This window comes from Bradyrhizobium algeriense (assembly GCF_003062295.1).
GTDB lineage: Bacteria > Pseudomonadota > Alphaproteobacteria > Rhizobiales > Xanthobacteraceae > Bradyrhizobium > Bradyrhizobium algeriense.
The window spans coordinates 1-23,226 of the sequence record NZ_PYCN01000020.1 but is presented as its reverse complement, the minus strand read 5'-3'; the positions used below and the strand labels follow the sequence as shown (position 1 = coordinate 23,226).

Genomic DNA, 23,226 nt, shown 5'->3' with positions numbered 1-23,226 from the left:
TCGGGCAGAATTTTATGCACTGTCACCGCAACCTTCATGGTCTGGAACAGCAAGCCTCCCGCTGACATCGTCGCACTACGAAAGCATAGTGCGCGGTCCGCTATTGTTTCAGGCGCTTCCGGAAAAGCGCTTCTCGTTTTTCGCGCTTCTCGATTCTGCGAAACAAAGCTTCACGTGTTGCGTCCGATTGCCGTCGTTCATCCAAGACACGTTGGACATCTGCCCATTCTTTGTAGCGGGCGAATTCGCCAGTTTTGTTGGTCCAATCGAGATAATGCCTATGGTCCGGATCGTCGGGCTTAGGAAAGTTTAGCGGCCTGATTGGCGCGAACTCCCGAAGAAGGAGTCCACAGAGCCGTAGGAAACCCCAAGCCAAAAAGATCAGAATGAGCACGACCAAGAGTGCCCAAAGGCCGAAGTGCAAAACCGGAACAATTGCGCCCGTGAGGACGAGCGCTAACAGAACGATGACCCAAAAGAGAACTGCCACGTGAACGATCCCAAGTTCGGTTGCGTCCAACGTATCATGCTCGCCGCGTGTCCGGGGGGCCTGTAAATTGCGTCCGACCTAGCGCAAGCAGGCCGGGCGGCCGTCCGGCCCTTCACTGGGCCTCCATTTCGGATTTTGCAGTGCTGAAGCGTGACCCGGCGCGGTGCCCCCTGCGCCTCTACGAGCCGTCGCCGGATATTAGACTCGTGTTGGACTCGCGCCCGAACAATCCTGCTAAGTCATTGATTTCTTGGCGCTCCCTAGGGGAATCGAACCCCTGTTTCAGCCTTGAGAGGGCCGCGTCCTAACCGCTAGACGAAGGGAGCGTTGGCCTCAGGGAATAGCCGCGAAATGTGCGGCGGGCAAGGCAAGTCTGAAGGCCCTCGCACGGTTGGGTAAACCTGTTGCCAGCCCTCCTCGCCCCCGGTGCCGGGCACTTTAAGCCAATCGCGCAGGCCTCAGGGCTCATTGACAAATTTGAGCTTTCCGGCCGGTTTCAGCGTCTTGGCATCAAACGTGCGGATTTCGGTCACCCCGCCGATATCCAGCGTCAGCACCAGCCGCTCGCCGGCCACCGTGGTCGAGACGATGCGGGCGCCCTTGGGCAGGGTTGCGATAATGTCCGCCGTGGCGGCCGCGGGGCTTCCCTCGCCACGGTAAAGACGGTACCCGACGGCGATCAGGACCACGGCCACCGCCAGCGCCGAGGTCAGGCCCGCGATCAGCATCATCCGCCGCACCCGCGCGATCAGCGCGGCCTGGTCGGGGGTCGGTTCGGGCGCAACGGTATCGGTCATGCAAGGCTCTGCTTTGGAACAAGGCTCATCTAACGTCGGTCAAAGGCTGGAGGTCACCGTCGGCGGCGACGAGGGATCGCCCCGCCTCGACCGCGTGCTCGCGGTGCTCCGCCCGGAACTGTCGCGCTCGCGGCTGAAGGCGCTGATTCTGGCCGGTTCCGTTACCGCGAAGGGCGCCCCCATCCGCGACCCCGCTTATCATGTCATTGCCGGAGATACGATCACAATCGACGTCCCCGAAGCGGTGGCGCCGGAGCCGCAGGGCGAGGATATCGCGCTCGACATCATCTATGAGGACGACGACATCATCGTCATCGACAAGCCGAAAGGGCTGGTCGTGCATCCGGCCGCCGGCCACGAGAGCGGCACGCTGGTCAACGCGCTGATCGCCCATTGCGGCGCCAGCCTTTCCGGCATCGGCGGCGTTCGCCGGCCGGGCATCGTGCACCGGCTCGACAAGGATACGACCGGCCTGATGGTGATCGCCAAGAACGACCAGGCGCATCAATCGCTGACCGCGCAATTCGCCGATCACGGCCGCACCGGGCCGATGCAGCGGGGCTACATGGCCTTCATCTGGGGGGTGCCCAACCGCCAGCGCGGCACGGTCGACGCGCCGATCGACCGGCATCCCTATGCCCGCGAAAAGATGGCGGTGCGCCAAAGCGGCCGCGAGGCGATCACCCATTGGGAATTGCAGGCGGCCTATCAGGGGCGCGACGGCAAGCCGGTCGCCTCGTTTCTCGCCTGCCAGCTCGAGACCGGGCGGACCCATCAGATCCGGGTGCACCTCGCCCATATCGGCCACCCCCTGATGGGCGATGCCGTCTATGGCCCGCACTTCAAGACCAAGGCCGGGCAGCTCGGTGCCCAAGGTAAGGATGCACTCACCGCGCTCGGCCGGCAGGCCCTGCACGCCCATCTGCTCGCCCTGGAACACCCCCGAACCGGGGAATTTTTGCACTGGGAGGCGGCTTTGCCGGAGGATTTGCGCCTCCTGCAACAGGCGCTGGAAGCGGCCCTATGACGCAGCCCTTTCAGGAAAGATAAGCTATACCAATAGGTTATATCTGCCACACGGGGACGTGACGTCAGCATTCCTTCCCTATTTGTTCGTTTTCGGCTATGTTGCACCTGCGCTGAATATCCAGCGCGGAACATCGCAGCCTGGTCGGCTTTAACACAGCGATCACCTGCCGGGCCCGCCGCTATCGGGGGCCTGAACCACTGGAGGGCGCTCAAATGGCCCGTACAGCTACGTTGCCGGTTCTCAATGGAGAATCCGGCCTTTCCAGATACCTCGCCGAGATCCGCAAATTCCCGATGCTGGAGCCCCAGCAGGAATACATGTTCGCCAAGCGTTGGCGCGAACATGACGATCGCGACGCGGCACATCACCTTGTCACCAGCCATCTCCGGCTCGTGGCCAAGATCGCCATGGGCTATCGCGGCTACGGCTTGCCGATTTCCGAGGTCGTCTCGGAGGGCAATGTCGGCCTGATGCAGGCGGTCAAGCGGTTCGAGCCCGAGAAGGGTTTTCGTCTCGCTACCTACGCCATGTGGTGGATCAAGGCGTCGATACAAGAGTACATCCTGCGTTCCTGGTCGCTCGTGAAAATGGGAACCACCGCGAACCAGAAGAAGCTGTTCTTCAACCTGCGCAAGGCGAAGAGCAAGATCTCCGCGCTGGACGAGGGCGATCTCCGCCCCGACCAGGTGAAGCTGATTGCCAAGCGTCTCGGCGTGACGGATCAGGACGTTGTCGACATGAACCGCCGCCTCGGCGGCGACGCGTCGCTCAACGCGCCGATCCGCGACGACGGTGAAGCCGGCGAATGGCAGGACTGGCTGGTCGATAACTCGCCCAACCAGGAAGCCGTGATGGCCGAGCACGAGGAGTTCGATCATCGCCGTCAGGCGCTGAACGGCGCCATCGGCGTACTCAACCCGCGCGAACGCCGCATCTTCGAGGCGCGGCGCCTGGCGGAAGAGCCGATGACGCTGGAAGACCTCGCCGCCGAATTCGGCGTCTCGCGCGAACGCGTGCGGCAGATCGAGGTCCGCGCTTTCGAGAAGGTGCAGTCGGCCGTCAAGGGCACGATTGCCCGGCAGGAAGCGGAAGCGCTCGAAGCCGCGCACTGACCCGCGCGATCAAGGTCCAGTTGACGAAAGCCGGCGGCAACGCCGGCTTTTTGTCTTTTGGGGGGCTGCGTTTCACCTTGCTGTCGTCCCTGCGAAAGCAGGGACCCATACGCCGCGGCGGTAATGATTTACACGCCGGTAGTCATCATTCATCTCCAACTACGACGGCCGCGGCGTATGGGTCCCCGCGTTCGCGGGGACGACGAGTTGAGAGAGCCCCTACTCGCCCCAGTCCCGCGCCATCTTTGCCAGCACGCAGCCTTCGCAATAGCGGGCGTCCTTGTAGTCGATCCAGTTATGCGCGTAGACGCGATCGAGCGGAATGCCGTAACGCGCGCGCAGCACCTTCACCAGAATCCGCCACGCCGCGATTTGCGCATCAGTAGGCCCGCGCGTCACGTCCGGAAAATTGCCGGCGAATTCGACGCCGATCGAATTGTTGCCGACCACCTGCCGATAGGTCGGGCCGTTATCGATATACTTGTTGTCGTTGCGGTTGGCGCCGTCACCGTGGGTCGGAACCAGATGTTCGGCGACCGCCCAGTACACCGTGCCGTCGGTTTCGACCCAGACCATGACGCCGCGCCGGGTCGGGTTCTTCGACTGCGCCTGCGCGCCGCCGCGCGCCGAGCCTGCCGGCCCTTCGGTCTGGTGCACGATGATGTTGCGCCAGGGATGAGATTTCGCGAGGTCGCCCCATGGCGCGAGCCAGACCATCTTCAGGCCGGGAATATCGGGTGTGCCCGACGCGCGCGCGATCGCGGCGAGGTCGGGCGCTTGCGCGGCGGCGCAAGCCGAAAACAGCAGGGTGAACAGTGCGGCCGCGACGAGACGAAAATTCATGATCGAGGTCCAGTGACGGACCTGAGTAGCACGTCTCAGGCCCGCTGGCGCTGGCCCACAGCCGATAGCTCCCGCGTTGCGGGTTCGGGCGCCAGCGGCGGCGCCGGCTCGTAGGTCGCAAAGTCGTTGCGGCCGGCCTTCTTGGCGTCGTAGAGCGCATGGTCGGCGGCCGCAATCAGGCGGTCGGGATAGGCGCCCATCTCGCGGGCCCATTGCGCGACGCCGATCGACACCGCGATCGGAATGTCGTTGCCGGCGCATTGTTCGGCGTCGGCGCGGCAGACCTCCAGCACGCGGCGCGCGATCATGGCGCCTTCGCGCAGCGTCGAGGACGGCAGCACGATGCAGAACTCGTCGCCGCCGGTCCTTGCCAGCATGTCGCCGGGCCGCAGGCGTGTCTGCGCCATCAGGGTGAAATGCTGCAGGCAGGCATCGCCCGCTGCGTGGCCATGGGTGTCGTTGATGCCCTTGAAGCCGTCGAGATCGATCACCAGCAGCGCGAACGGCTGACCTGAGCGTTCGGAGCGCGCGCATTCTTCCGTGAGGCGCTGCAGCAGATGGCGGCGGTTGCCGACGCCGGTGAGATCGTCGAGCAGCGCGAGATCCGCGACCTCATTGCGCAGGCGGTCCATCGCCATCAGCAGGAAGCCGAAATTCAGCGACATCGACAGGAACACCAGCACCAGGATGACGACCGATTGCGCCGGGCTGAAATGCATATAGGAGAACCCGCCGCCCATGGTAGTCACCGCGCCGATCCACCTGGCGACGAAAATGGCCATGATGAGAATGGTGACGACGCCGGCCAGCCGCGCGCCCGGATTGACGCGACCCTCGTGCCGGCCGAGCAACAGCTTCAGGCTCAGCACCATCGGCAGCGCCTGGGCGATCGTGAAGACGGTCATGCGCGCGGGCACGCTGTCGTAGACGAAAGTGAAAAAGCACAATCCGGCTGCGCCAAGCCCGGTGACCAGCACGGTGAGGCGCCAGGAAACCGGCTGATCGAAGAACTTGCGGATGCCCATCGCAGCCAGGCAGATCGCCAGGATCAACGCGGTGCCGGCAAACAGCAGCGGCACCAGCGAATCCGGGAAAGCCACGCGCAGCATCGCCATTGCAGCACCTGCCGCCGCAACGAATGCCGAACCGGTCCAGAACCGCGCGGCTTCGAACGACGGATAGCTGCGCATGACGTAGGCCCAGATCAGGCCCAGCGCGAGAAAGTTGATGACGAACACCGTCCAAAGCGTCGGAACGCTCAGCATCGCGACCCCGGAACGCGCGCGTCCCGTCTCCCCAGTTGTCTAACGACCGCTCAAGACTTCCGCCTCGAGCATTCCTCCCACGACGCTTCTTGTTGTCTTGCCCCGTCGTCTTGCGGGACAAGGTGCATCCGCGACGCTTAACGGACCCTGACTGCCGCCGGCCAATCCAAACCGTGGTTTTGAATTGATGAAGATCGTCGACGTGGGGACATCGTTAAGCATGATGCGCGCGATGCGAACGGAGGTGATGAGGTTCGTTTCGGCAAAAAATCGCATCAAAATGCATAACAACTGTGGATAACGTGATGACAACGCCATGACAGCACGCGGCAGCGCCTCGCGAATCTGCTGGGATTGTCATCGAGGATGTTGCGAGGCTGGCCCTCCGCCAAGCATGCCTCGGTGTCGCGTTTCAATCCATGAAAACCTTGAGAGGATACTATGGCTAAGAAAGCGAAGAAGGCGAAGAAGGCCAAGGCGAAGAAGGCCAAGAAGTCGAAGAAGAAGTGAATTTTGGCCCGGGTGGAGTGCTCAGCTCCGCCCGGGCTCCCAACTCCGGGTGCAATTTTGGAGAATGGCGGGCCGCGGGCCCGCCTTTTTCATTCTGGTACGCGCGAACACGTAGCCCGGATGGAGCGAAGCGAAATCCGGGGTTGTCGCAGCGGAACGAACGATTATCCCGGATTGCGCTTCGCTCCATCCGGGCTACGGCTGAAACGCCTAGCGCTCCGCCAGCGCCAGCTTGGCGCCGAGTGCGGCAAATCCCGCCGCAAAACTCCGGCGCAGCCAGGCCATCACCTTCGGGCGCGTGATGACGCGGTCACGCAGCGAGGCTGCGAACAGGCCATAGACCGCGAACACCGCAAACGTCATCGCCATGAAGGCCGCGCTCAATTCCAGCATCCGCGCCAACGGGTGCGGCTCGTCGACGGCGACGAACTGCGGCAGGAAGGCCAGGAAGAAGATCGACAATTTCGGATTGAGGATGTTGATCAGGATCGCGGTCACGATGACACGCCGGCTGGAGCGCACTGACGCCGCGGGGCGCGCGTCGATCGACAGCGCGCCTGTCTCGCGCAACGCCTGCCAGGCCATGTAGAGCAGGTACATTACGCCGCACCATTTCAGCGCGGCAAACGCCAGGGCACTCGTATGCAGCACCGCGGCAAGCCCGAGCATGGCGGCCAGCATGTGCGGCAGGATGCCGAGCGTGCAGCCGAAGGCCGCCGCAAGGCTCGGCCGCGCTCCCAGCGTCAGCGCCACCGCGAGCGTATAGAGCACGCCGGTGCCGGGCGAGGCGACTACGATCAGCAAGGTCAACAGAAACGACAGCGTCATGCCCTGCCATTACCATGGCGGCATCCGGCGTGGAAGCATGGCGCCGCCCTCCACGAACGCGCGCGTGGTCAGCCTTCGTGGTGATGCCGCCTTTCATACAGCATCCGTTCCGCCTCGCGGATCACGTCGAGCGGCGCCCACGGCTTGGACCAGAACTGGACGCCATCGGGCAATTCCTGATGCAGCGGTTTGCCCGAGGTGACGATCACCCCCATCTCGGGATTGTACTTCCTGGCGATGTGCGCGAGCTCGACCCCGTCCATGTTGCCGGCAAGCTGCACGTCGGTCATCATCAGGACCAGGCTATCGGCGGCGCGCTCCAGCACCAGCTCGGCAGCCTCCGCACTCTCGCATTCGATGACATCGACCTCGCTCTCTTCCAGCAGCAGGCAAATCATGTCCCGTTGCATCGGATCGTCTTCGACGATGAGGGCCGTCGGGCGATATGGTTTTGATTGTCCCATGGTGGCCTCCTCGAAAAGGATCGTGCCGGTTAAGGGCGTCATTTGTGTCGGGTAGTCGACGTTAAGGCCCGAAGCGCTTTATTGTTCAGTTCCAATTTGCGAAAGTTGCGGAACCCGCCTTCTTCTCGATCCTCGTGGAGCCCATCCCAATGACTGCAATATCCGGAAGTGCGGCCGCCGTGACCGGCGCCGCCAGCGGCATCGGCCGTGCGCTCGCGCTGGAACTGGCCGCGCGCGGCTGCGATCTCGCGCTCGCCGACCGCGACGAAGCCGGGCTGCAGCAGGTGGCCGCCGAGATCGCCAAGGCCGGCACGCGCAAGGTATCGACCCACCGCGTCGATATCGGCGAGCCCGCCCAGATCCAGCAATTCGCGCAAGCCGCCATTGCCGCCCACCCTTCGCTGAACATCGTCATCAACAATGCCGGCGTCGCACTCCTTGGCGCCTTCAACGAGGTCGACCAGGCGCAGATGGAATGGCTGATCAACATCAATTTCTGGGGCGTGGTGCACGGCACGCGCGCGTTCCTGCCGCATCTGTCGCTCAAGCCGGAGGCGCATATCGTCAACGTCTCCTCGATCTTCGGCATCATCGCCCCGCCCGGCCAGACCGCCTATTGCGCGGCCAAATTCGCGGTGCGCGGCTTTTCGGAAAGCCTGCGGCATGAACTGGCTGTCGCGAACAGCCCGGTGAAGCTGTCGGTGGTGCATCCCGGCGGGGTCTTGACCAACATCGTGCGCAACTCCCGCACCGGTGTCGGCATCACCGACAATGCGCGCCGCGCCGAATCGATCGATCGGTTTGACGCAATCGCCAAGACCACGCCGCCGGTTGCAGCCCAGCGCATCATCGCCGGCATCGAGAAAAACCAGCCACGCATTCTGATCGGCAACGACGCGTGGTTCATGGATCTGTTGCAACGGTTTCGTCCGGCGACGTACTGGGCGGCGCTGGCGAAGCGGATTGGGAAGGTGGAGGAGAAGGGGAAGTGAGGCTGGCGTGCGGATGGCGTCCCTTCGTAGGATGGGTGGAGCGAAGCGATACCCATCAATGCCGGCGCGGGTGATGATGGGTTTCGCTTCGCTCTACCCATCCTACGATCGACACGATGGCCGACGCCCTCAGCAAATCAGTTCGCAGCCCGTAGGGCGGGCAAAGCGCAAGCGTGCCCACCTTTCAAGGATGATGTCGCGGATAGATGGTGGGCACGCTGCGCTTTGCCACCCTACGGAGTTACGAAGCGACGAGGCTCTTAACGCCCCACCAGCCTGTCGGCAAAATACCCGATCGTCTTGCGGTAGATCGTTGCCCTGTTCCATTCGCGCATGGCTTCGAAATTCGCGGTGCCCTCGCCGTACGGTGCGCCGCCCTTGAAGCCGCTCGTGTGCAGCAGGTTGGCAGTGGAGGCCAGAACATCGGGCACGCTGTGGCGCAAATCGACATGGCCGTTGCCGTCGAAATCGACGCCGTATTTGATATAGGACGACGGCAGAAATTGCGTCTGGCCGATTTCGCCGGCGAAGGCGCCGATCAAATCGCGCAAGGGGAGATCGCCGCGCTGCACGATCTTCAGCGCCGCCAGCAACTCGCCCTGGAACAGTTCGGTGCGGCGGCAATCATGCGCCATGGTAGCGAGCGTGCGGATCACCGGCATCTTGCCGATGTCGCCCTTGCCGTAATCGGACTCCAGCCCCCAGATCGCGACCACGATTTCCGGCGGCACGCCAAACTTCTGCTCGATGCGCGCCAGCAGCGAGCCGTGCCGCTGCAGCATCTGCCGGCCGATATTGATCCGCCCCGGACCGACGCGGGTGGAGACATACTGCTCGAACGTCTTGTTGAAGGTGCCGCGCTGGCGCCGGTCGAAGGCGAGCACTGCGGGATCCTGCGTGACGCCCGAAAGCGCCTGGCTGATCACGGCCTGCGAAACGCCAGCCGCGACGGCTTCCTGCGACATCGCCGCCACGAAGGTGTTGAAATCGCCGCCGCAGCGGGCGGCGTAAGTGGGGCTGGAGCAGATGACGGCGCTGAGGAAAATGGCCCAGTGAAGTATGCGCATGCGAATCCCTTGTTCATTCTGGCGCCGATCATGCCATGGGAAAACGGCGTGCGAAACCTCGTCGTCCCTGCGAACGCAGGGACCCATACGCCGCGGCCGATGTCGTTGGAGCGGACTGGTCGACGGCTTGGCTTCAACAATTGCCGCCTGTGGTTATGGGTCCCTGCGTTCGCAGGGACGACTGCAGAAGTCCCCTCACTCCCCACCGTCGATCTGGCGGCCCATCAGCGCGATCGCTTTCTGATAGACGCCCGCGGCGTTCCAGGCCTGGATCGCCGCAAAATTCGGCTCGCCCGGCTGATAGCCCGCGCCCGCGCGCCAGCCATGGGCTTTCAGAAAGTTCGCGGTCGAGGTCAGCGCGTTGGCCGCGTTTTCGAGATTGCCGGTGCCGTAGGCCAGAATGGCTTTGGGCATGAACTGGGTCTGGCCGACTTCGCCATGCATCGAGCCGCGCTGCGACGGCGAGAGCGCGCCGCGATCAATCAGTTGCAGCGCCGCGTAAAGGTGTTCGGTGAAATAGGCCGAGCGGCGGCAGTCGTAGGCGAGCGTCGCGATCGAGGCGAGCATGTTCTGATTGCCGCGCTGGCTGCCGAACCCCGTCTCCATCCCCCAGATCGCGAGCAGCGGACCCGGCGGCACGCCGTAGCGGCTCTGAATGGACGCGAACAGCGCGCCCTGCGATTGCTTGAGCTGCCGCCCCTTCGCGACGATGGTCGTGGCCCCGCGCTTGGCAAGAAACTGATCGAGCGAGAGGCTAAAACTGCGCTGGCCGCGATCGGCATTGATGGTCGTTTGCGCGTAGTTCGTCGCCATCAGCGCCTGGATGGTCGGGGCGCTGATGCCCTTGGCGCGGGCTTCGCCGGCGAACTCCTGCTTCCAGGCGGAATAGCCGGCGGACGAGCTGCCGCATTGGGCGGCGTGGGCCTTGGAGCTGAAGCATGCGAACATGGCCAAGGTGGCGCTGAAAGCAAATGCGAGGCGGAGCATGGAAAAGCCATTCCTGAGAGATTGCAAATAAGCATCGGCTTCTAGCACGTCCGTGGCCGCGCTTCGAGGGTTGCGGCAAACGCGCGGGGCAGAATCTCCCTGAAAACGGCCATGATTGCGGCTCATTTGAACCGGGTGATCTCGGCCCGCGACCTTTACTCGTCGTATTTCGTTCCGCCCCCGCCGCCATCGATCGTTTCTCGAACAAATGGATTTCCCATGACCTCACCGCACAAATTGTTCAGGCCGATCCTCCTGCTGCTTGCCGTGTCGCTCGGCGCGATGACCAACGCTGCCGCACAGACGCGCGACTTGGCCGGCGCAAAAGATTATCCCGGCATCGGCCGCTTCGGCGGCAGCGCCATCACCGGATATCAGGTGAAGGATTTCGACGCGGCGCGGATGCAGGGGGCGGCCTTCAAGGACGGCCAGCCCACCGATGCGCGGCGGCTGGAGGGACGCATCACGCGTATCGCCTATCGCACCAATCCCGGTCCCTCGATCCTGGAGGTGTCGCGCAATTTCGAGACCCAACTGGCGAAGGCCGGCTTCGAGACGCTGCTCGCCTGCGACGTCGATGCCTGCGGCGGCATTCCCTTCTCGGAAGCGATCGACGCGCTGCCGATCCCGCAAATGTGGGTGGACGGCTTCAATTACCGATACTATGCGGGGCGCAAGGTGGACGGCGGCCGCGAGACCTACGCCGGCCTCATCGTCAGCGAGAACAACCGCGAGATCTACGCGCAGCTCGTCGTCGCCGAACTTGGCGCGATCGAGAACAAGATGGTGGATGCGGCGGCAATGGCCAAAGGCCTCGGCGACGCCGGCCACATCGCGCTCTATGGCATCTATTTCGACACCGACAAGGCGGTGGTCAAACCCGAAAGCCGCCCGACGCTCGAACAGATCGCAAAACTGCTGACGGGCCAGCCACAGCTCAACGTCTTCATCGTCGGCCACACCGACAATCAGGGCGCCCACGACTACAATCTCGATCTGTCGCGGCGGAGAGCCGAGGCGGTGGCGGCGGAACTGGTGAAGAACTTTCGCATTGTGCAGGCGCGGCTGAAGACAGCGGGTGTGGGATTCCTCGCGCCGGTGGGCTCCAATGCCAATGAGGCCGGGCGCGCGCTGAACCGGCGGGTGGAGCTGGTGGCGCCGTAGCATCAATGCGCGGGCCAATCTCCGCTTTGGCTCGCCCAAGGGACAATGGCTATGACCAGGTCCAGTGGTTTCAAAGTCGGAATCGGAATTGCGATCACCGCGCTGGCGGGATGCCAGCAGGCGGCCGCGCAGGCACCAGCGCTTTCGGTAGACCCTTCACGATTGCCGCGTCTCGGCACCATCGACGCGCGTTTTCAATCGTACAATTTGGAGATGGTCGAGGTCACCGGCGGGCGCTTCTGGAAGCCTTACAACGCGAGTGCCTCATCGCCGTCGGCTCGCGGCGCTGACAACGCCGGGAATATGCCCGCAGGCGGCAATCCCGACCTCTTCGCGTATCGGGAGCCCGTCGATCTGTCGAACCGCCGGCTGCGCACATTGGCTGCCGCGCTGGCTCCGGCCTACCTGCGCGTCAGCGGCACCTGGGCCAATAGTACCTACTTTACTGAAAACGATCAGGTGCCCTCCACGCCGCCCGGCGGCTTCAGCGCGGTGCTCAGTCGCGAACGCTGGAAAGGCGTCATCGACTTTGCCCGTGCGGTCAACGCCGAGATCGTGACCTCGATGGCGGCGAGCCCCGGTGCCCGGGACGCAGCAGGTCTATGGCAGAGCGATCAGGCGCGGCGCTTGTTTGCCTATACCAGATCCATCGGCGGCAGAATTGTCGCCGCCGAGTTCATGAATGAGCCGACGCTCGCCGCGATGGGCGGTGCGCCGAAAGGATACGACGCGGCAGCCTACGGGCGTGACTTCAAAGCCTTTGTTGCGTTCATCAGGGCGAGCGAACCGGATGTGATGGTTCTGGGACCCGGCTCGATCGGCGAGACGGCAGCGCCGCAATCATCCAGACCATCCAGCTCCGGATTCATCAGCACGCGGGACTTGCTTGCGGCATCCGGCCCCGGCATCGACGCTTTTTCCTATCATCACTACGGCGCGGTCTCGCAACGATGCTCTCCGGGCCAAACCACACCCGAGGCCGCGCTTTCGGAAGCGTGGCTGGCGAGCACGGACAAAGCGCTCGCATACTACCGATCGCTCAGGGACGAGTTTGCGCCTGGCAAGCCGATGTGGCTTACTGAAACCGCCGAGGCGGCTTGCGGCGGCAATCCCTGGGCCTCCACGTTCCTCGACACGTTCCGATATCTCGATCAGCTTGGCCGGCTTGCCAAAGCCGGCGTCCAGATGGTCGCGCACAACACGCTGGCCGCAAGCGATTACGGCCTGCTTGATGAGAAGACGTGGCGGCCGCGGCCAAGCTACTGGGCGGCGCTGCTGTGGCGCAGGCTGATGGGCACAATTGTTCTCGACGCCGGCACGCATCATGGAATGCACCTCTACGCGCATTGCCGGCGCGGCGTGCGCGGGGCCGTCACGCTGCTGGCCATCAATACGGACCGGACGAACGCCGTAACCTTGCGATTGCCCGTGACCAGCGAGCGTTACACGCTGTCGGCGGATGATCTGCAGAGCGCCGGCGTGAAGCTGAATGGAACGGCTTTGGAACTCGGTCCGAATGACGATCTTCCGCAGTTTGCCGCGGTGACATCGCCACCCGGTTCGGTCGATATCGGACCGGCCACGATCACTTTCCTCACAGTCGGGGAAGCCAAAAATCCGGCATGCGATTGAATTTTTTCCGGACGGCGATCGTACGCCCGTCCCTGCGCTTCTCCCGCGGCGCATTGACCAGGCTCACCAGCGTGTAGCTGATGATCAGCAGCAGGAACCAGGAGCCGAACTTGTCGATGGAAACCATCGACCAGCCGTGCCGCTGCGACGGATAGAGCCAGGTCTTGGTGAAGGTGCCGATGTTTTCCGAGAACCAGATGAAGAGCGACACCAGCGCGAGCCCGAGCAATAGCGGCATCGAGCGGCTGACATGCCAGACCCTGAAATAGACGCGAGTGCGAAAGAACAGCCAGCCGGCAAGAGCGAACAGCAGCCAGCGCAGGTCCGGCATGAAGTGGTGGCTGAAGAAATTGACGTAGATCGCGACGCTGAGCACAGCCAGGCCGAGGCGCCGCGGGTGACCGGAAAACTCCAGATCGAACAGCCGCCACGCGCGGCAGAGATAGCTGCCGATGCAGGCATACATGAAGCCGGAGAACAGCGGCACGCCGGCGATCCGAAAGAAATTCGGCTCCGGGTAGATCCAGGAGCCGACCTGTGTCTTGAAGATCTCCATCACGGTGCCGACGACATGGTAGATCAGGATCACCTTCGCCTCGTCCGCTGTCTCCAGTTTCCCCGCGAGCAGCGCGATCTGAACCGCGATCATGCAGAGAAACAGGAAGTCATAGCGCGGAAGCCACGCGGTCGCCGGATAGAACCACCAGGTGGCGATCATCAGGAAAACGGCGATCCCGCCGAACAGGCAGGCCCAGCCCTGCTTCAGGCCGAAGCGGAGGAATTCATAAAGCGCTGAGGTCCAGCGGCGGCGGGCCATGAAGCGGCCTAGCCGATGTTCGCCTGATATGAAGGGGCGCAGCGGCGGCCAGATGGCGGCGGCGCTCGGCAGGGGTTTGGAGGTGTCGGGCTTGTGGTCAGGGGGGCGAAGCATGCCATCGACGGTGGCCGTGGAACGCGATGCAAAATTGGCAAATATTTGCAGATTCCGCTTAGTCCCAGCGCTTTTCTTGCGCACCGCTATTTTGCTTTGACAGCGGCGCCCTGATCGACGAAAAGCCCGCCCATGGCCAAGAAACCCGGGACCAATCCCAAAGGCGAATTTGCCTTCTTCAACGTCGTCTATGAAGACGACTCGCAGCGCTCCAACCGGCGCGTGCCGTCCGAGCTGCTCGGCGGCCTCGACGGCGACGAGCCGGCGCGCGGATACATCATGGAGCAGGACCGCGAGATCGCCGAGAAATCCGGCCGCACGCCGCTGGCGATCAAGAGCATCAGCCGGGTCGGGGCGAAGAAGAAGTAGGGCTCTGAGGCTCGTCTACCATCGCGTTGACTTAGACAAAGCAAAACGGCGGGCTATTCGCCCGCCGTTTGTTTTTGGATGGATTGCCGGGTCAAGCCCGGCAATGACAGCCTGAATCAATTATCCAGGAAGCTCCGCAGCTTCCGGCTCCTGCTCGGATGCTTCAGCTTCCGCAGCGCCTTGGCTTCGATCTGGCGGATGCGTTCGCGGGTGACCGAGAACTGCTGGCCGACTTCTTCCAGCGTGTGATCGGTGTTCATGCCGATGCCGAAGCGCATGCGGAGCACGCGTTCTTCGCGGGGGGTGAGCGAGGCCAGAACCCGCGTGGTGGTTTCGCGCAGGTTGGACTGGATCGCAGCATCGATCGGGAGGATCGCATTCTTGTCCTCGATGAAATCGCCGAGGTGTGAATCTTCTTCATCACCGACGGGCGTTTCGAGCGAGAGCGGCTCTTTCGCGATCTTGAGAACTTTTCGGACCTTCTCGAGCGGCATGCCGAGCTTTTCGGCGAGCTCTTCGGGGGTCGGCTCGCGGCCGATCTCGTTGAGCATCTGGCGGCTGGTGCGCACGATCTTGTTGATGGTTTCGATCATGTGCACGGGGATGCGGATGGTGCGCGCCTGATCCGCAATACTGCGCGTGATCGCCTGCCGGATCCACCACGTGGCGTAGGTCGAGAACTTGTAGCCGCGGCGATACTCGAATTTATCAACCGCCTTCATCAGGCCGATGTTGCCTTCCTGGATCAGGTCGAGGAACTGCAGGCCGCGGTTGGTGTACTTCTTGGCGATCGAGATCACGAGACGCAGGTTGGCCTCGACCATTTCCTTCTTGGCCTGGCGCGCCTCGCGCTCGCCCTTCTGCACACCGTGCACGATCTTGCGGAATTCGCCGATCTCAAGACCGGTCAGCGCCGCCAGCGACTGGATCTCGTGGCGCAGATCCTTGATGCGGTCCTTTTCGTGATGGACGAAATTCTTCCAGCCCTTGGCGGAAAGTTTCGAGACACGGTTGAGCCAGCGCGGATCGAGCTCCGAGCCCTGATAGTTGCGCAGGAAGTCTTCGCGCGCGACGCCGTGGCTGTCACCCAAACGAAGCAGGCGGCCTTCGAACGAAACCAGTTTCTTGTTGATGTCGTAGAGCTGCTCGACGAGGGAATCGATGCGGGCTTGATTGAGCCGCAGCGACTTCACCTCGACGATGATCTCGTCCTTCAGCTTCTTGTACTTGCGCTCCTGCGAGGGCGAGAGCGACTCGCTCTGCAGCTGATTGGCGATATCCTGTTCCTGAAGACGGCGCAGCTTCTTGTATTCGGAGGCGATCTTGTCGAACGTCTCGACCACCTTCGGTTTCAGCTCGGCCTCGATGGCGGCGAGCGACATCTGGTTTTCGAACTCGTCGTCATCCATGTCGCCTTCGGCGGCGGCTTCCGCCGGATCCTTCTCCTCGGTGTCCGCACCGGGCGCGGGCGCGGCGCGGAACGGCGTCGCCGACGGCGGAGCGGCGGGCGGGGCGACATGCGCGGGCGCAGCCTCGCCATTGGCGGCCTGGCCTTCGGCAGGCGCGGCGATCATCGCCGGGTTCATGTTGTTCTTGGCGTCGGGGCCGGCGTAAGTGGCTTCGAGATCGATGATGTCGCGGAGGAAGATCTTTCCTTCGTTGAGTTCATCGCGCCAGATGATGATGGCCTGGAAGGTCAGCGGGCTTTCGCAGAGCCCTGCGATCATCGCCTCGCGGCCGGCCTCGATGCGTTTGGCGATCGCGATTTCGCCTTCGCGCGACAGCAATTCCACCGTGCCCATCTCGCGCAGATACATGCGGACGGGATCGTCGGTGCGCTCGCCGGGCTCGGATTTCTTGACCTCGGTGACAGCCTTCTGCGTGACCTCGACAAGCTCGTTGTCGGTATCGTCGTCGGCCTCTTCCTTTTCCTCGTCGGCGTCGGCCTCTTCGGCTTCCGACACGTTGATGCCCATGTCCGAGAGCATCGACATGATGTCCTCGATCTGTTCGGGCGAGGTGGTGTCGGAGGGCAGCACTTCGTTGAGCTGATCGAAGGTCACGAAGCCGCGCTTCTTGGCCTGCTTGATCATCTTCTTGACCGCGGCATCCGAGAGGTCAAGCAACGGCGACGGCGCGTCGGGGCTATCCTTCTCAGGGGCGTCCGCTGCCTTGTCGTCTTTTTCCTTGTCCTTAACCTGCAGCGTCTTTGCCTTGGTGGCCATTCATCAAGCTCCCGAAACGCGCTCGTGCGGAATGGCGTGCAACGCCGTCCGCCTCTGAATTACTGAAGTCGACAGCAGGATGTCTTTTGTTTGAAAAGCCAACCCGCTAGATCCTTGCTCGTTGCGCGTGATCGTTTTGGAAAACCGGATATCCACTTTTCCGGATCACGCTCGTGCCCCTGAGTATTCCGCATGCACGACGCGGAAAGGGCGGCGCAGACGTCGCCACCCCTTTAACCCGCCATCGCCGGTGTTATGCCAATAGCCCTCGGACGTCTTTGCTTTTAGTAACCTCGGACTATTAAGCTTCGCTTAACCCTGTTTTTGCCGCCAAACCATGGATTTGGCGAGTCTTTTTGCGGGCATGGCCGCCGCCGTCCGCATTTATCACACGCTCTTCCGGAACCGGCCCGAAAGCTCGCCAAAACCCTCGATCAGGGCCTCCGTGCCGTCGAGCGACTCCAGCCGGGCGCTCACGTCCTTCAGCCACGCCATGTTGGCGTCAGTGGGCTCATCACCCAGCGCCAGCTCGGCATCTTTCTTCTCCCTAAGTAGGGCGTGCGTTTTCTGATGCAAGACAACGAGTTGCTGCCAGGTGGCCAAAACATCCTCCCGCGCCGCGCCCGGCTTGGTGCCCCACACGGCCGAGGTCGTGATCGCCCGCTCAACCCTTTGAAGAACCTCGCTTAATCCTCGCGCCTCGAGATCGGCCCGCATTTTCTCGGCCTGCTCCTCGACATCGGGAGAGTGGTGATGGTCGTTGGCGAAGGCTGTAATAATACCGGCGCGGAGCTTGGTGGCCTCGGGATGCGCCAGTTCCAGCATCGCCACCTCCTCCAGATGGTCGTGCAGCAGCCAGGGGTGGTTAATCAGGGATTGCAGGATCAGTGCTTCGCGGCGGGACATCGCGCTGCGCTGGCCGCGCATGATCGGGCTGGTCGCCAACTGAGGGCTGGCCGCTTGGTAGGGGCCCGGGGCGATCGTGGGGCTACCGCCGCCCGCCCCAGGTCCGCGCCCGCCCCGGGGGGCGAATCGGCCGGTTTGGCCTGCTCCGCGCGGGGCAAACGCGCGGGGTGATTCGCCCTGCCCGGTCCGGAAATTACCCCGGCCATAGCCGCCGCCCCCACCTTGCGGCGCAAAGGCGCGCCGCAGGCGATCGGCGAGATCGTCGCGATAATGGCGACGCACCACCTCATCGCGGATGCCCTTGGAGAGTTCGTTGATGCGTGCCTCCAGCGCGGCGCGCCGCTCAGGCGTAGCAAAGCTGCCGCCCTCGATCTCGCGCGACCAGAGCATGTCGACGAGCGGACGCGCCGCTGAAATCACTTCCTCGATCGCAACGCGGCCGCCGGAGCGCGCGAGGTCGTCGGGGTCCTGCCCTTCCGGCAGCAGCGCAAAGCGCAGGCTCTTTCCCGGCAGCAGCGCAGGCAGCGCCAGATCGGCGGCGCGATACGCCGCCTTCTGGCCGGCGCGGTCACCGTCGAAACAAAGAATCGGCTCGTCCGCCATCTTCCACAGCAGCGCGAGCTGGTTTTCCGTCAAAGCCGTGCCAAGCGGCGCCACCGCGCCAGCAAAGCCCGCGGTGACCATGGCGATGACGTCGACATAGCCTTCGACCACGATCAGCGGCGAGCCGTTATGCGTCGCCTGCCGCGCGGTCGACAGGTTGTAGAGATTGTCGCCCTTGTGAAACAAGGGCGTCTCCGGCGAGTTCAGGTATTTTGCCGCAACGTCCTTTTCCAGCGCGCGGCCGCCAAAGGCGATGACGCGGCCTCTGGAATCCGTGATCGGAAACATCACGCGATCCCGAAAGCGATCGAAGGGCACGGGCTTGTCCTCGCCCGCCACGAGCAGCCCGGCTTCCACCATGTCCTCGGTCGAAATGCCCTGCGCGCCGAGATGCTCCTTCAGCGCGAAGCGGTCCGGTGGCGCATAACCCAAGCGAAACTGCAGCTGCGTCGCCGGCGAAATGCCGCGGTCGCCGAGATAGCCGCGCGCCTTGGCGCCGTTGCGCGAGGCCAGCGTATCGGCAAAGAATTTTGCCGCGAGTTCCACCACGTCGTGCAGCGTCTTGCGGCGCTGCTCGTGGCGCGCGGCATCGGGGGTCGCCGCCGGCAGCGCCATGCCGGCCATGGAAGCCAGCCGCTCGACGGCTTCCGTGAAGCCGACGCCCTCGGTCTCCATCAAAAACGAGATGATGTCGCCGTGCTTGCCGGAGGAGAAGTCGTGGTAAAAGCCCTTCTGGTCGTTGACCGTGAACGAGGGCGACTTCTCCTGCTGAAACGGCGACAGCCCCTTAAACTCCCTCCCTGCCTTCTTCAGCTTGACGCGGCGGCCCACGACTTCCGAGACCGGAAGCCGGGCGCGCAGCTCTTCGAGGAATTGGGGCGTGAAGCGCATAAGTGAGTTCTTGCCGAGTCGCAGGGCCGTGCCAACCGATTAGCGATATAGGGATGGGTCGATAAAATACGACGGTTGTTCGGATTCTCCCGGTTATTCACAGGGCCCGTCATTCCCCGGTGCGCCGTTGCGCACCGGGGAATGACGGTGAATAACTTGATCCGAACCCGGTTCCGGGCTTCCATATCCGCATGTTCACGGTCTTCCGAGGCGGCCATAGCGGGGCATGGCGGGTCACGCGGTTCGTGCCGGTGAAGGGCGCGTCGCTGGCGCCGACGCCGGCGCTATCGGTCGTGCATTCGCTGTCGATCGCGCTGCCGATGCTGCCCTCGGCAACTTCGTGGCGGCTGGCCGGGGTCGCCAGCCATCTGCGCTATACCGAGCGTGACGAAAAGAAGCGGCTTGATGCCGATCGGGCCGAGATCGGCCGCCCGGAGGCGACCTATGCCGCGCTGATCCCGATCAAGAAATCGGCGACGTGGTGGGAGCTGACGCAGGAGGAGCGGCGGCAGATTTTTGAAGACCGATCGCACCACATTGCGGCGAGCCTGAAATACCTGCCGGCGATCGCCCGGCAGCTCTATCACTCTCGCGATCTCGGCGAGACCTTCGACTTCCTGACCTGGTTCGAATACGCGCCCGCCGATGCGGATGCGTTCGAGGAACTGGTCCGCACGCTGCGCGCCACCGAGGAATGGCGCTATGTCGAGCGCGAGGTGGATATCCGCGTGGAGCGTGAGCGGCTGGACGCGGGGTAGAGTTTTTGTTTTGACGCGTTTTCTTGACGCGAACCGGTACCCACTTCGCTTGAAAACGCTTTAGTTCTCCAGAAATTTCCCCGAGGCGATCTGCGGCAGGCCGGTGACGGGCCAGTTGTAGACATAGGTCCACGCCTCGCCGGCCGCGCCGTCTTCGTGCGTCACGGACAGCATCCGCCTGACATACTCGGTCGGTTCCGGAAAGCCGGCACCGCAGGCCTCATACATGTCGAACTCGCCGAGCAAGGCGTCGCGATCGCGCAGGCGGTACAGTTCGCCGAACACGATGTCACCAGCATCGTCCGAGAGCACCAGCCCCGGATAATGCTTGATCAGGTAGAGCCGGCCGCGGCAGGTGGCGGTCCCGAGAAAATCCGCGCTGCGCGACAGAAGCTGCGCCATCGGATGGTCGAAGCCACGCATCAGCGTGCCGTAGACGAACAGACGATCTGAAATCATGGGCACAGTTATCCCGTCAATGCGTTCGGGATCAAGCCGGCACGACCTCGTCGCTAATGACAAGAAACTTCACCAGGTCCATCCGGCCAAAACTCGTGGTCAGCGCGACATCGGCGGCATCGCGGCCGGTGCCCATCAGGATGCGGCCGATGCGCGGGTGATTGTGGCGCGCGTCAAAAGTGTACCACTGGCCGGAGAGATAGGCCTGGAACCAGCCCGAAAAGTCCATCGGCGCGGGATCGCGGGGCACGCCGATGTCGCCGAGATAGCCGGTGCAGTAGCGGGCCGGGATATTCATGCAGCGGCAGAAGGTCAGCGCCAGATGCGCAAAGTCGCGGCAGACGCCGGCGCGCTCGGCGTAGACGTCGTGCGCCGACTTCATGTGATGCGCATGCTCGTAGCCGAAGCTGACATGGTTGTGCACGAAATCGACAATCGCCTGCACCCGCGCCCAGCCCGGCTGAGTGTTGGCGAACAGCGACCAGGCGATATCGGTGAGCTTGTCGGTCTCGCAGTAGCGGCTCGGCATCAGATATTGCAGGACGTCGTCCGGCAACTGATCGATCGGCAATTGCTGCGCGGTCGGCACCACCGCATCAGGCAGGCCGCAATCGCGGACCAGCGCATCGCCCCGCAGCGTCACGCCGCCGGCGGGCGCGACGAGGCGGCCGCAGACGTTGCCAAAGCCGTCGCGGTAGAAGCCGATCGGCACGTCAGGCCCGGCTGTGATCCGCTCGGTGCCGACGATGTCGGCAAAGCGCGACGGATGGATCGAGAGCATCATCACCATCGGCGTCGGTTGGGCGGCCGCATAGGAAATCTCGAAGCCGACCTTGATCTCCATGATCAGACTTCCTCCGCCTGCGGCGCTTCGCGTTGCTCGTCGCCTTCTGAGACGACGTCGATATGGACCTCCATGCCGGCGAAGGCATCGGGGGAGCCGAGATAGCTGCCGTGCAGCGGGATCGCCTGATGCGGATCGCGCGCCACCGCCACCCGAATGAGATCGCGGGTACCGACGATGCCGTTGGTCGGATCGAACTCGATCCACCCCGCGCTCGGCAGATAGACCTGCACCCAGGCATGGGTGGAGCCGCCGCCGACATAGCCATGCGCGCGATCGCCGGGAATGAAGACATAGCCGGAGACGAAACGCGCGGCGATGCCGAGCCGGCGCAGCGCCTCGATCATGAACAGCGCATAGTCGCGACAGGTGCCCGAGCCGGTCTGCAGCGTGTCGAGCGGATGCTGGGTGCCCTGCTCGTGGCGCTTGCGATAGGTGAAGGCCCCGCGGATGCCATGCGTCATGCCGCTCAGGATGTTGAAGGTCGGCGTCGGTCCCTCGGCGTCGAGAAATTTCCGTGCCCAGGCCGACAGCTCGCCATGGGGATCGCCATATTGCGGCGTGACGAACTGCAGCAGGTCCGGAAACTCCTCGTCGTCATAGAGGAAGGGATAGAAATAGGCGGGATCGTCCGGCGTCAGCGCGAACTCTTCCGCCGGATTGTGCTCGACGGTGGCGGTCGCCGTGAACGACAAGGTGTCGGCGCGCTCGTCGAAGGTCGCGATCGCCACGGAATTGCCGAACACGTCGTGGATCCAGCGCAGCTGCATCGGCTTCGGTTCGATCTCGAGGTGGCTTGCGCGTATCCGCAAATCATGGCCCGGCAGCGGGCGCAGCATGATGCGGTGCTCGCCGAACGCAACCGGACGGGCGTAGCGATAAACGGTCTTGTGGTTGATGGTCAGGAGCGGCATCGTCAAACAATCATCGATTCTGGTACGACTAATCTAGGCCGAATCCTGCTCAATTGTAGACCGGGGTGCCGCTTCGGTAGGCACTGCTTTAAGGAAAACGCTTTGGACGCCGCCGCCACAACCCTACTTCTCAGCTCCGAAGATGTGCCTCCGGTCCACGAATTCAACGCCGCGGGACGGTCGCCGTTCCTGTTGACCTGCGACCATTACGGAAGGCTGATCCCGCGCGTGCTCGGCGATCTCGGCCTGCCGGAGAGCGAGCTGACGCGCCATATCGCCTGGGACATTGGCATTGCCGGCGTCGCGGAGGCGCTCTCAAAGCATCTCGATGCCCATCTGATCGTGCAGCGCTACTCGCGGCTCGTCATCGACTGCAACCGCCCGCCCCACGTCGCAAGCTCGATCCCGCGCATCAGCGAGGCCACGACGATATCAGGCAACGAGGGCATTTCGCGCGAGGCGGCCGAGATGCGGCGCGCGCAGGTCTTCGATCCCTATCACCGGCGCATCGACGAGATCATCGACCAGCGCGGCAGCGCCGGCTTGCCGACGGTATTGGTGTCGCTGCACAGTTTTACGCCCGTCTATGCCGGCATCGCGCGGCCCTGGCATATCGGCACGCTCTATCACCGCGACACGCATCTGCCGCCGCTGCTGTTAAAGCTGCTGCGCGCCGAGGGCGATCTCGTGGTCGGCGACAACGAGCCCTATGCGGTCAGCGACGAGACCGACTACACGATTCCCGTGCATGGCGAGGCGCGCGGATTGATGAACACGGGCATCGAAATCCGCCAGGATTTGATCTCGGATCAGGCGGGCGAGCAGGCTTGGGCCGACCGACTGGCGCGGATTCTTGGTGAGATTGAAGTCACGCTGCGTGCGCGGCGGTTGATTTATTCGTAGCGCATGATTCGAGGCTGCGGTTTCGGAGCTTGAATCACGACCACGGCCGTACCATCAACCTGCAGCGGCCGTCGCGGAGCCGGTAATTCTCTGAATGTACTTCCGCTTTCGGCGCGATTGTGTTGCAAAACTCCCGTTGAGACGACTCGCGAACCGTGATTCCTTGGTGGAGAGGGCATCAGCGGGAGCGGCGCATGATGGGGCGGCAGGAAGATGGGCAAGGACAGTTTTTCTATTCGTTT

23 protein-coding genes and 1 tRNA gene are annotated in these 23,226 nt (G+C 63.3%); 8 read left to right on the top strand and 16 right to left on the bottom strand.

Going from position 1 to position 23,226, the window contains the following annotated elements; all coding sequences use genetic code 11:
* Positions 1–100 precede the first annotated feature (100 nt).
* The 3 genes from C7G61_RS29295 to C7G61_RS29285 form a co-directional block, all read right to left on the bottom strand.
* Positions 101–490 (bottom strand): hypothetical protein, encoded by a 390-nt coding sequence (locus C7G61_RS29295; protein ID WP_145963703.1) that lies wholly within the window; start codon positions 488–490, stop codon positions 101–103.
* A 251-nt stretch (positions 491–741) separates the two neighbouring features.
* Positions 742–816: transfer RNA gene (locus C7G61_RS29290), tRNA-Glu, on the bottom strand.
* A gap of 132 nt (positions 817–948) precedes the next feature.
* Positions 949–1,287 (bottom strand): hypothetical protein, encoded by a 339-nt coding sequence (locus tag C7G61_RS29285; RefSeq protein ID WP_108520303.1) that lies wholly within the window; start codon positions 1,285–1,287, stop codon positions 949–951.
* Here C7G61_RS29285 and C7G61_RS29280 point away from each other — a divergent pair.
* Both C7G61_RS29280 and rpoH read left to right on the top strand, forming a co-directional pair.
* Positions 1,286–2,314 carry an RluA family pseudouridine synthase gene (locus tag C7G61_RS29280; RefSeq protein ID WP_108520301.1) on the top strand — a complete coding sequence of 343 codons (1,029 nt, stop codon included), beginning with the start codon at positions 1,286–1,288 and terminating at the stop codon, positions 2,312–2,314. The genes C7G61_RS29285 and C7G61_RS29280 overlap by 2 nt on opposite strands.
* Positions 2,315–2,529: 215 nt before the next feature.
* Complete coding sequence (rpoH, locus tag C7G61_RS29275; protein WP_108520299.1) at positions 2,530–3,429, top strand: RNA polymerase sigma factor RpoH; 900 nt, start codon at positions 2,530–2,532, stop codon at positions 3,427–3,429.
* 219 nt (positions 3,430–3,648) lie between these two features.
* Here the strand turns inward: rpoH and C7G61_RS29270 are convergent, their stop codons facing one another.
* From C7G61_RS29270 to C7G61_RS29255, 4 genes are all read right to left on the bottom strand, one after another.
* Complete coding sequence (locus C7G61_RS29270) at positions 3,649–4,272, bottom strand: peptidoglycan recognition protein family protein (protein WP_108520297.1); 624 nt, start codon at positions 4,270–4,272, stop codon at positions 3,649–3,651.
* Between the two features lie 35 nt (positions 4,273–4,307).
* Complete coding sequence (locus tag C7G61_RS29265) at positions 4,308–5,537, bottom strand: GGDEF domain-containing protein (protein WP_108520295.1); 1,230 nt, start codon at positions 5,535–5,537, stop codon at positions 4,308–4,310.
* 720 nt (positions 5,538–6,257) lie between these two features.
* The gene (locus tag C7G61_RS29260) at positions 6,258–6,875 is read right to left on the bottom strand and encodes a LysE family translocator (protein ID WP_108520292.1); all 618 of its coding nucleotides are present in this window, start codon (positions 6,873–6,875) and stop codon (positions 6,258–6,260) included.
* Positions 6,876–6,943: 68 nt separating this feature from the next.
* Entirely contained in the window at positions 6,944–7,339 is a 396-nt protein-coding gene (locus C7G61_RS29255; protein WP_108520289.1) for a response regulator, read from the bottom strand.
* 149 nt (positions 7,340–7,488) lie between these two features.
* Here C7G61_RS29255 and C7G61_RS29250 point away from each other — a divergent pair, with 149 nt between their 5' ends.
* On the top strand, positions 7,489–8,331 hold the full coding sequence (locus C7G61_RS29250) for an SDR family NAD(P)-dependent oxidoreductase (RefSeq protein WP_108520287.1): 843 nt from the start codon (positions 7,489–7,491) through the stop codon (positions 8,329–8,331).
* A gap of 260 nt (positions 8,332–8,591) precedes the next feature.
* Here C7G61_RS29250 and C7G61_RS29245 read toward each other — a convergent pair whose 3' ends face one another.
* Together C7G61_RS29245 and C7G61_RS29240 are read right to left on the bottom strand one after the other, a co-directional pair.
* Positions 8,592–9,398 carry a lytic murein transglycosylase gene (locus C7G61_RS29245; protein WP_108520285.1) on the bottom strand — a complete coding sequence of 269 codons (807 nt, stop codon included), beginning with the start codon at positions 9,396–9,398 and terminating at the stop codon, positions 8,592–8,594.
* Between the two features lie 195 nt (positions 9,399–9,593).
* On the bottom strand, positions 9,594–10,346 hold the full coding sequence (locus tag C7G61_RS29240) for a lytic murein transglycosylase (protein WP_244608527.1): 753 nt from the start codon (positions 10,344–10,346) through the stop codon (positions 9,594–9,596).
* Positions 10,347–10,667: 321 nt separating this feature from the next.
* Between C7G61_RS29240 and C7G61_RS29235 the strand changes: the two genes are divergently transcribed.
* Complete coding sequence (locus C7G61_RS29235) at positions 10,668–11,549, top strand: OmpA family protein (RefSeq protein WP_244608526.1); 882 nt, start codon at positions 10,668–10,670, stop codon at positions 11,547–11,549.
* Between the two features lie 51 nt (positions 11,550–11,600).
* The gene (locus C7G61_RS29230; RefSeq protein WP_244608519.1) at positions 11,601–13,181 is read left to right on the top strand and encodes a glycosyl hydrolase family 79 N-terminal domain-containing protein; all 1,581 of its coding nucleotides are present in this window, start codon (positions 11,601–11,603) and stop codon (positions 13,179–13,181) included.
* Here the strand turns inward: C7G61_RS29230 and C7G61_RS29225 are convergent.
* Positions 13,144–14,112 (bottom strand): DUF817 domain-containing protein, encoded by a 969-nt coding sequence (locus tag C7G61_RS29225; RefSeq protein ID WP_108520533.1) that lies wholly within the window; start codon positions 14,110–14,112, stop codon positions 13,144–13,146. The two genes, C7G61_RS29230 and C7G61_RS29225, sit on opposite strands and share 38 nt — an antisense overlap.
* 132 nt (positions 14,113–14,244) lie before the next feature.
* Here C7G61_RS29225 and C7G61_RS29220 point away from each other — a divergent pair, with 132 nt between their 5' ends.
* Complete coding sequence (locus C7G61_RS29220) at positions 14,245–14,481, top strand: hypothetical protein (protein WP_057849867.1); 237 nt, start codon at positions 14,245–14,247, stop codon at positions 14,479–14,481.
* Positions 14,482–14,597: 116 nt separating this feature from the next.
* Here the strand turns inward: C7G61_RS29220 and rpoD are convergent, their stop codons facing one another.
* Positions 14,598–16,706 carry an RNA polymerase sigma factor RpoD gene (gene rpoD / locus C7G61_RS29215; protein WP_108520276.1) on the bottom strand — a complete coding sequence of 703 codons (2,109 nt, stop codon included), beginning with the start codon at positions 16,704–16,706 and terminating at the stop codon, positions 14,598–14,600.
* Between the two features lie 387 nt (positions 16,707–17,093).
* On the bottom strand, positions 17,094–19,106 hold the full coding sequence (gene dnaG, locus C7G61_RS29210; protein WP_108520274.1) for a DNA primase: 2,013 nt from the start codon (positions 19,104–19,106) through the stop codon (positions 17,094–17,096).
* A gap of 191 nt (positions 19,107–19,297) precedes the next feature.
* On the opposite strand from dnaG, the gene C7G61_RS29205 reads away from it, so the two are divergent.
* Entirely contained in the window at positions 19,298–19,864 is a 567-nt protein-coding gene (locus C7G61_RS29205; RefSeq protein ID WP_108520272.1) for a chlorite dismutase family protein, read from the top strand.
* Positions 19,865–19,924: 60 nt separating this feature from the next.
* On the opposite strand, the gene C7G61_RS29200 is transcribed toward C7G61_RS29205, so the two are convergent.
* The 3 genes from C7G61_RS29200 to C7G61_RS29190 are packed head-to-tail and all read right to left on the bottom strand — an operon-like array spanning position 19,925 to position 22,081.
* On the bottom strand, positions 19,925–20,323 hold the full coding sequence (locus tag C7G61_RS29200) for a gamma-glutamylcyclotransferase family protein (protein ID WP_108520270.1): 399 nt from the start codon (positions 20,321–20,323) through the stop codon (positions 19,925–19,927).
* Between the two features lie 31 nt (positions 20,324–20,354).
* Positions 20,355–21,167 carry a transglutaminase-like domain-containing protein gene (locus C7G61_RS29195; protein WP_108520268.1) on the bottom strand — a complete coding sequence of 271 codons (813 nt, stop codon included), beginning with the start codon at positions 21,165–21,167 and terminating at the stop codon, positions 20,355–20,357.
* A 2-nt stretch (positions 21,168–21,169) separates the two neighbouring features.
* A complete protein-coding gene (locus tag C7G61_RS29190; RefSeq protein ID WP_108520266.1) occupies positions 21,170–22,081 on the bottom strand; it encodes a transglutaminase family protein in 912 nt (303 codons plus the stop codon).
* Between the two features lie 102 nt (positions 22,082–22,183).
* Between C7G61_RS29190 and C7G61_RS29185 the strand changes: the two genes are divergently transcribed.
* Positions 22,184–22,984, top strand: coding sequence for an N-formylglutamate amidohydrolase (locus C7G61_RS29185; RefSeq protein WP_108520263.1), 801 nt, complete (start codon positions 22,184–22,186; stop codon positions 22,982–22,984).
* Here the strand turns inward: C7G61_RS29185 and C7G61_RS45665 are convergent.
* Positions 22,975–23,226, bottom strand: a 252-nt coding sequence (locus C7G61_RS45665; protein WP_210205916.1) for a hypothetical protein, incomplete at its 5' end; no start/stop codon positions are given. The two genes, C7G61_RS29185 and C7G61_RS45665, sit on opposite strands and share 10 nt — an antisense overlap.

What these genes read in the sequence shown, in the direction of transcription:
- C7G61_RS29280 (WP_108520301.1), top strand. Translation starts at nt 1,286, where the DNA reads ATGCAAGGCTCTGCTTTGGAACAAGGCTCATCTAACGTCGGTCAAAGG.
- C7G61_RS29285 (WP_108520303.1), bottom strand. Translation starts at nt 1,287, where the DNA reads ATGACCGATACCGTTGCGCCCGAACCGACCCCCGACCAGGCCGCGCTG.
- rpoH (WP_108520299.1), top strand. Translation starts at nt 2,530, where the DNA reads ATGGCCCGTACAGCTACGTTGCCGGTTCTCAATGGAGAATCCGGCCTT.
- C7G61_RS29270 (WP_108520297.1), bottom strand. Translation starts at nt 4,272, where the DNA reads ATGAATTTTCGTCTCGTCGCGGCCGCACTGTTCACCCTGCTGTTTTCG.
- C7G61_RS29265 (WP_108520295.1), bottom strand. Translation starts at nt 5,537, where the DNA reads ATGCTGAGCGTTCCGACGCTTTGGACGGTGTTCGTCATCAACTTTCTC.
- C7G61_RS29260 (WP_108520292.1), bottom strand. Translation starts at nt 6,875, where the DNA reads ATGACGCTGTCGTTTCTGTTGACCTTGCTGATCGTAGTCGCCTCGCCC.
- C7G61_RS29255 (WP_108520289.1), bottom strand. Translation starts at nt 7,339, where the DNA reads ATGGGACAATCAAAACCATATCGCCCGACGGCCCTCATCGTCGAAGAC.
- C7G61_RS29250 (WP_108520287.1), top strand. Translation starts at nt 7,489, where the DNA reads ATGACTGCAATATCCGGAAGTGCGGCCGCCGTGACCGGCGCCGCCAGC.
- C7G61_RS29245 (WP_108520285.1), bottom strand. Translation starts at nt 9,398, where the DNA reads ATGCGCATACTTCACTGGGCCATTTTCCTCAGCGCCGTCATCTGCTCC.
- C7G61_RS29240 (WP_244608527.1), bottom strand. Translation starts at nt 10,346, where the DNA reads ATGTTCGCATGCTTCAGCTCCAAGGCCCACGCCGCCCAATGCGGCAGC.
- C7G61_RS29235 (WP_244608526.1), top strand. Translation starts at nt 10,668, where the DNA reads ATGACCAACGCTGCCGCACAGACGCGCGACTTGGCCGGCGCAAAAGAT.
- C7G61_RS29230 (WP_244608519.1), top strand. Translation starts at nt 11,601, where the DNA reads ATGACCAGGTCCAGTGGTTTCAAAGTCGGAATCGGAATTGCGATCACC.
- C7G61_RS29225 (WP_108520533.1), bottom strand. Translation starts at nt 14,112, where the DNA reads ATGCTTCGCCCCCCTGACCACAAGCCCGACACCTCCAAACCCCTGCCG.
- C7G61_RS29220 (WP_057849867.1), top strand. Translation starts at nt 14,245, where the DNA reads ATGGCCAAGAAACCCGGGACCAATCCCAAAGGCGAATTTGCCTTCTTC.
- rpoD (WP_108520276.1), bottom strand. Translation starts at nt 16,706, where the DNA reads ATGGCCACCAAGGCAAAGACGCTGCAGGTTAAGGACAAGGAAAAAGAC.
- dnaG (WP_108520274.1), bottom strand. Translation starts at nt 19,106, where the DNA reads ATGCGCTTCACGCCCCAATTCCTCGAAGAGCTGCGCGCCCGGCTTCCG.
- C7G61_RS29205 (WP_108520272.1), top strand. Translation starts at nt 19,298, where the DNA reads ATGTTCACGGTCTTCCGAGGCGGCCATAGCGGGGCATGGCGGGTCACG.
- C7G61_RS29200 (WP_108520270.1), bottom strand. Translation starts at nt 20,323, where the DNA reads ATGATTTCAGATCGTCTGTTCGTCTACGGCACGCTGATGCGTGGCTTC.
- C7G61_RS29195 (WP_108520268.1), bottom strand. Translation starts at nt 21,167, where the DNA reads ATGGAGATCAAGGTCGGCTTCGAGATTTCCTATGCGGCCGCCCAACCG.
- C7G61_RS29190 (WP_108520266.1), bottom strand. Translation starts at nt 22,081, where the DNA reads ATGCCGCTCCTGACCATCAACCACAAGACCGTTTATCGCTACGCCCGT.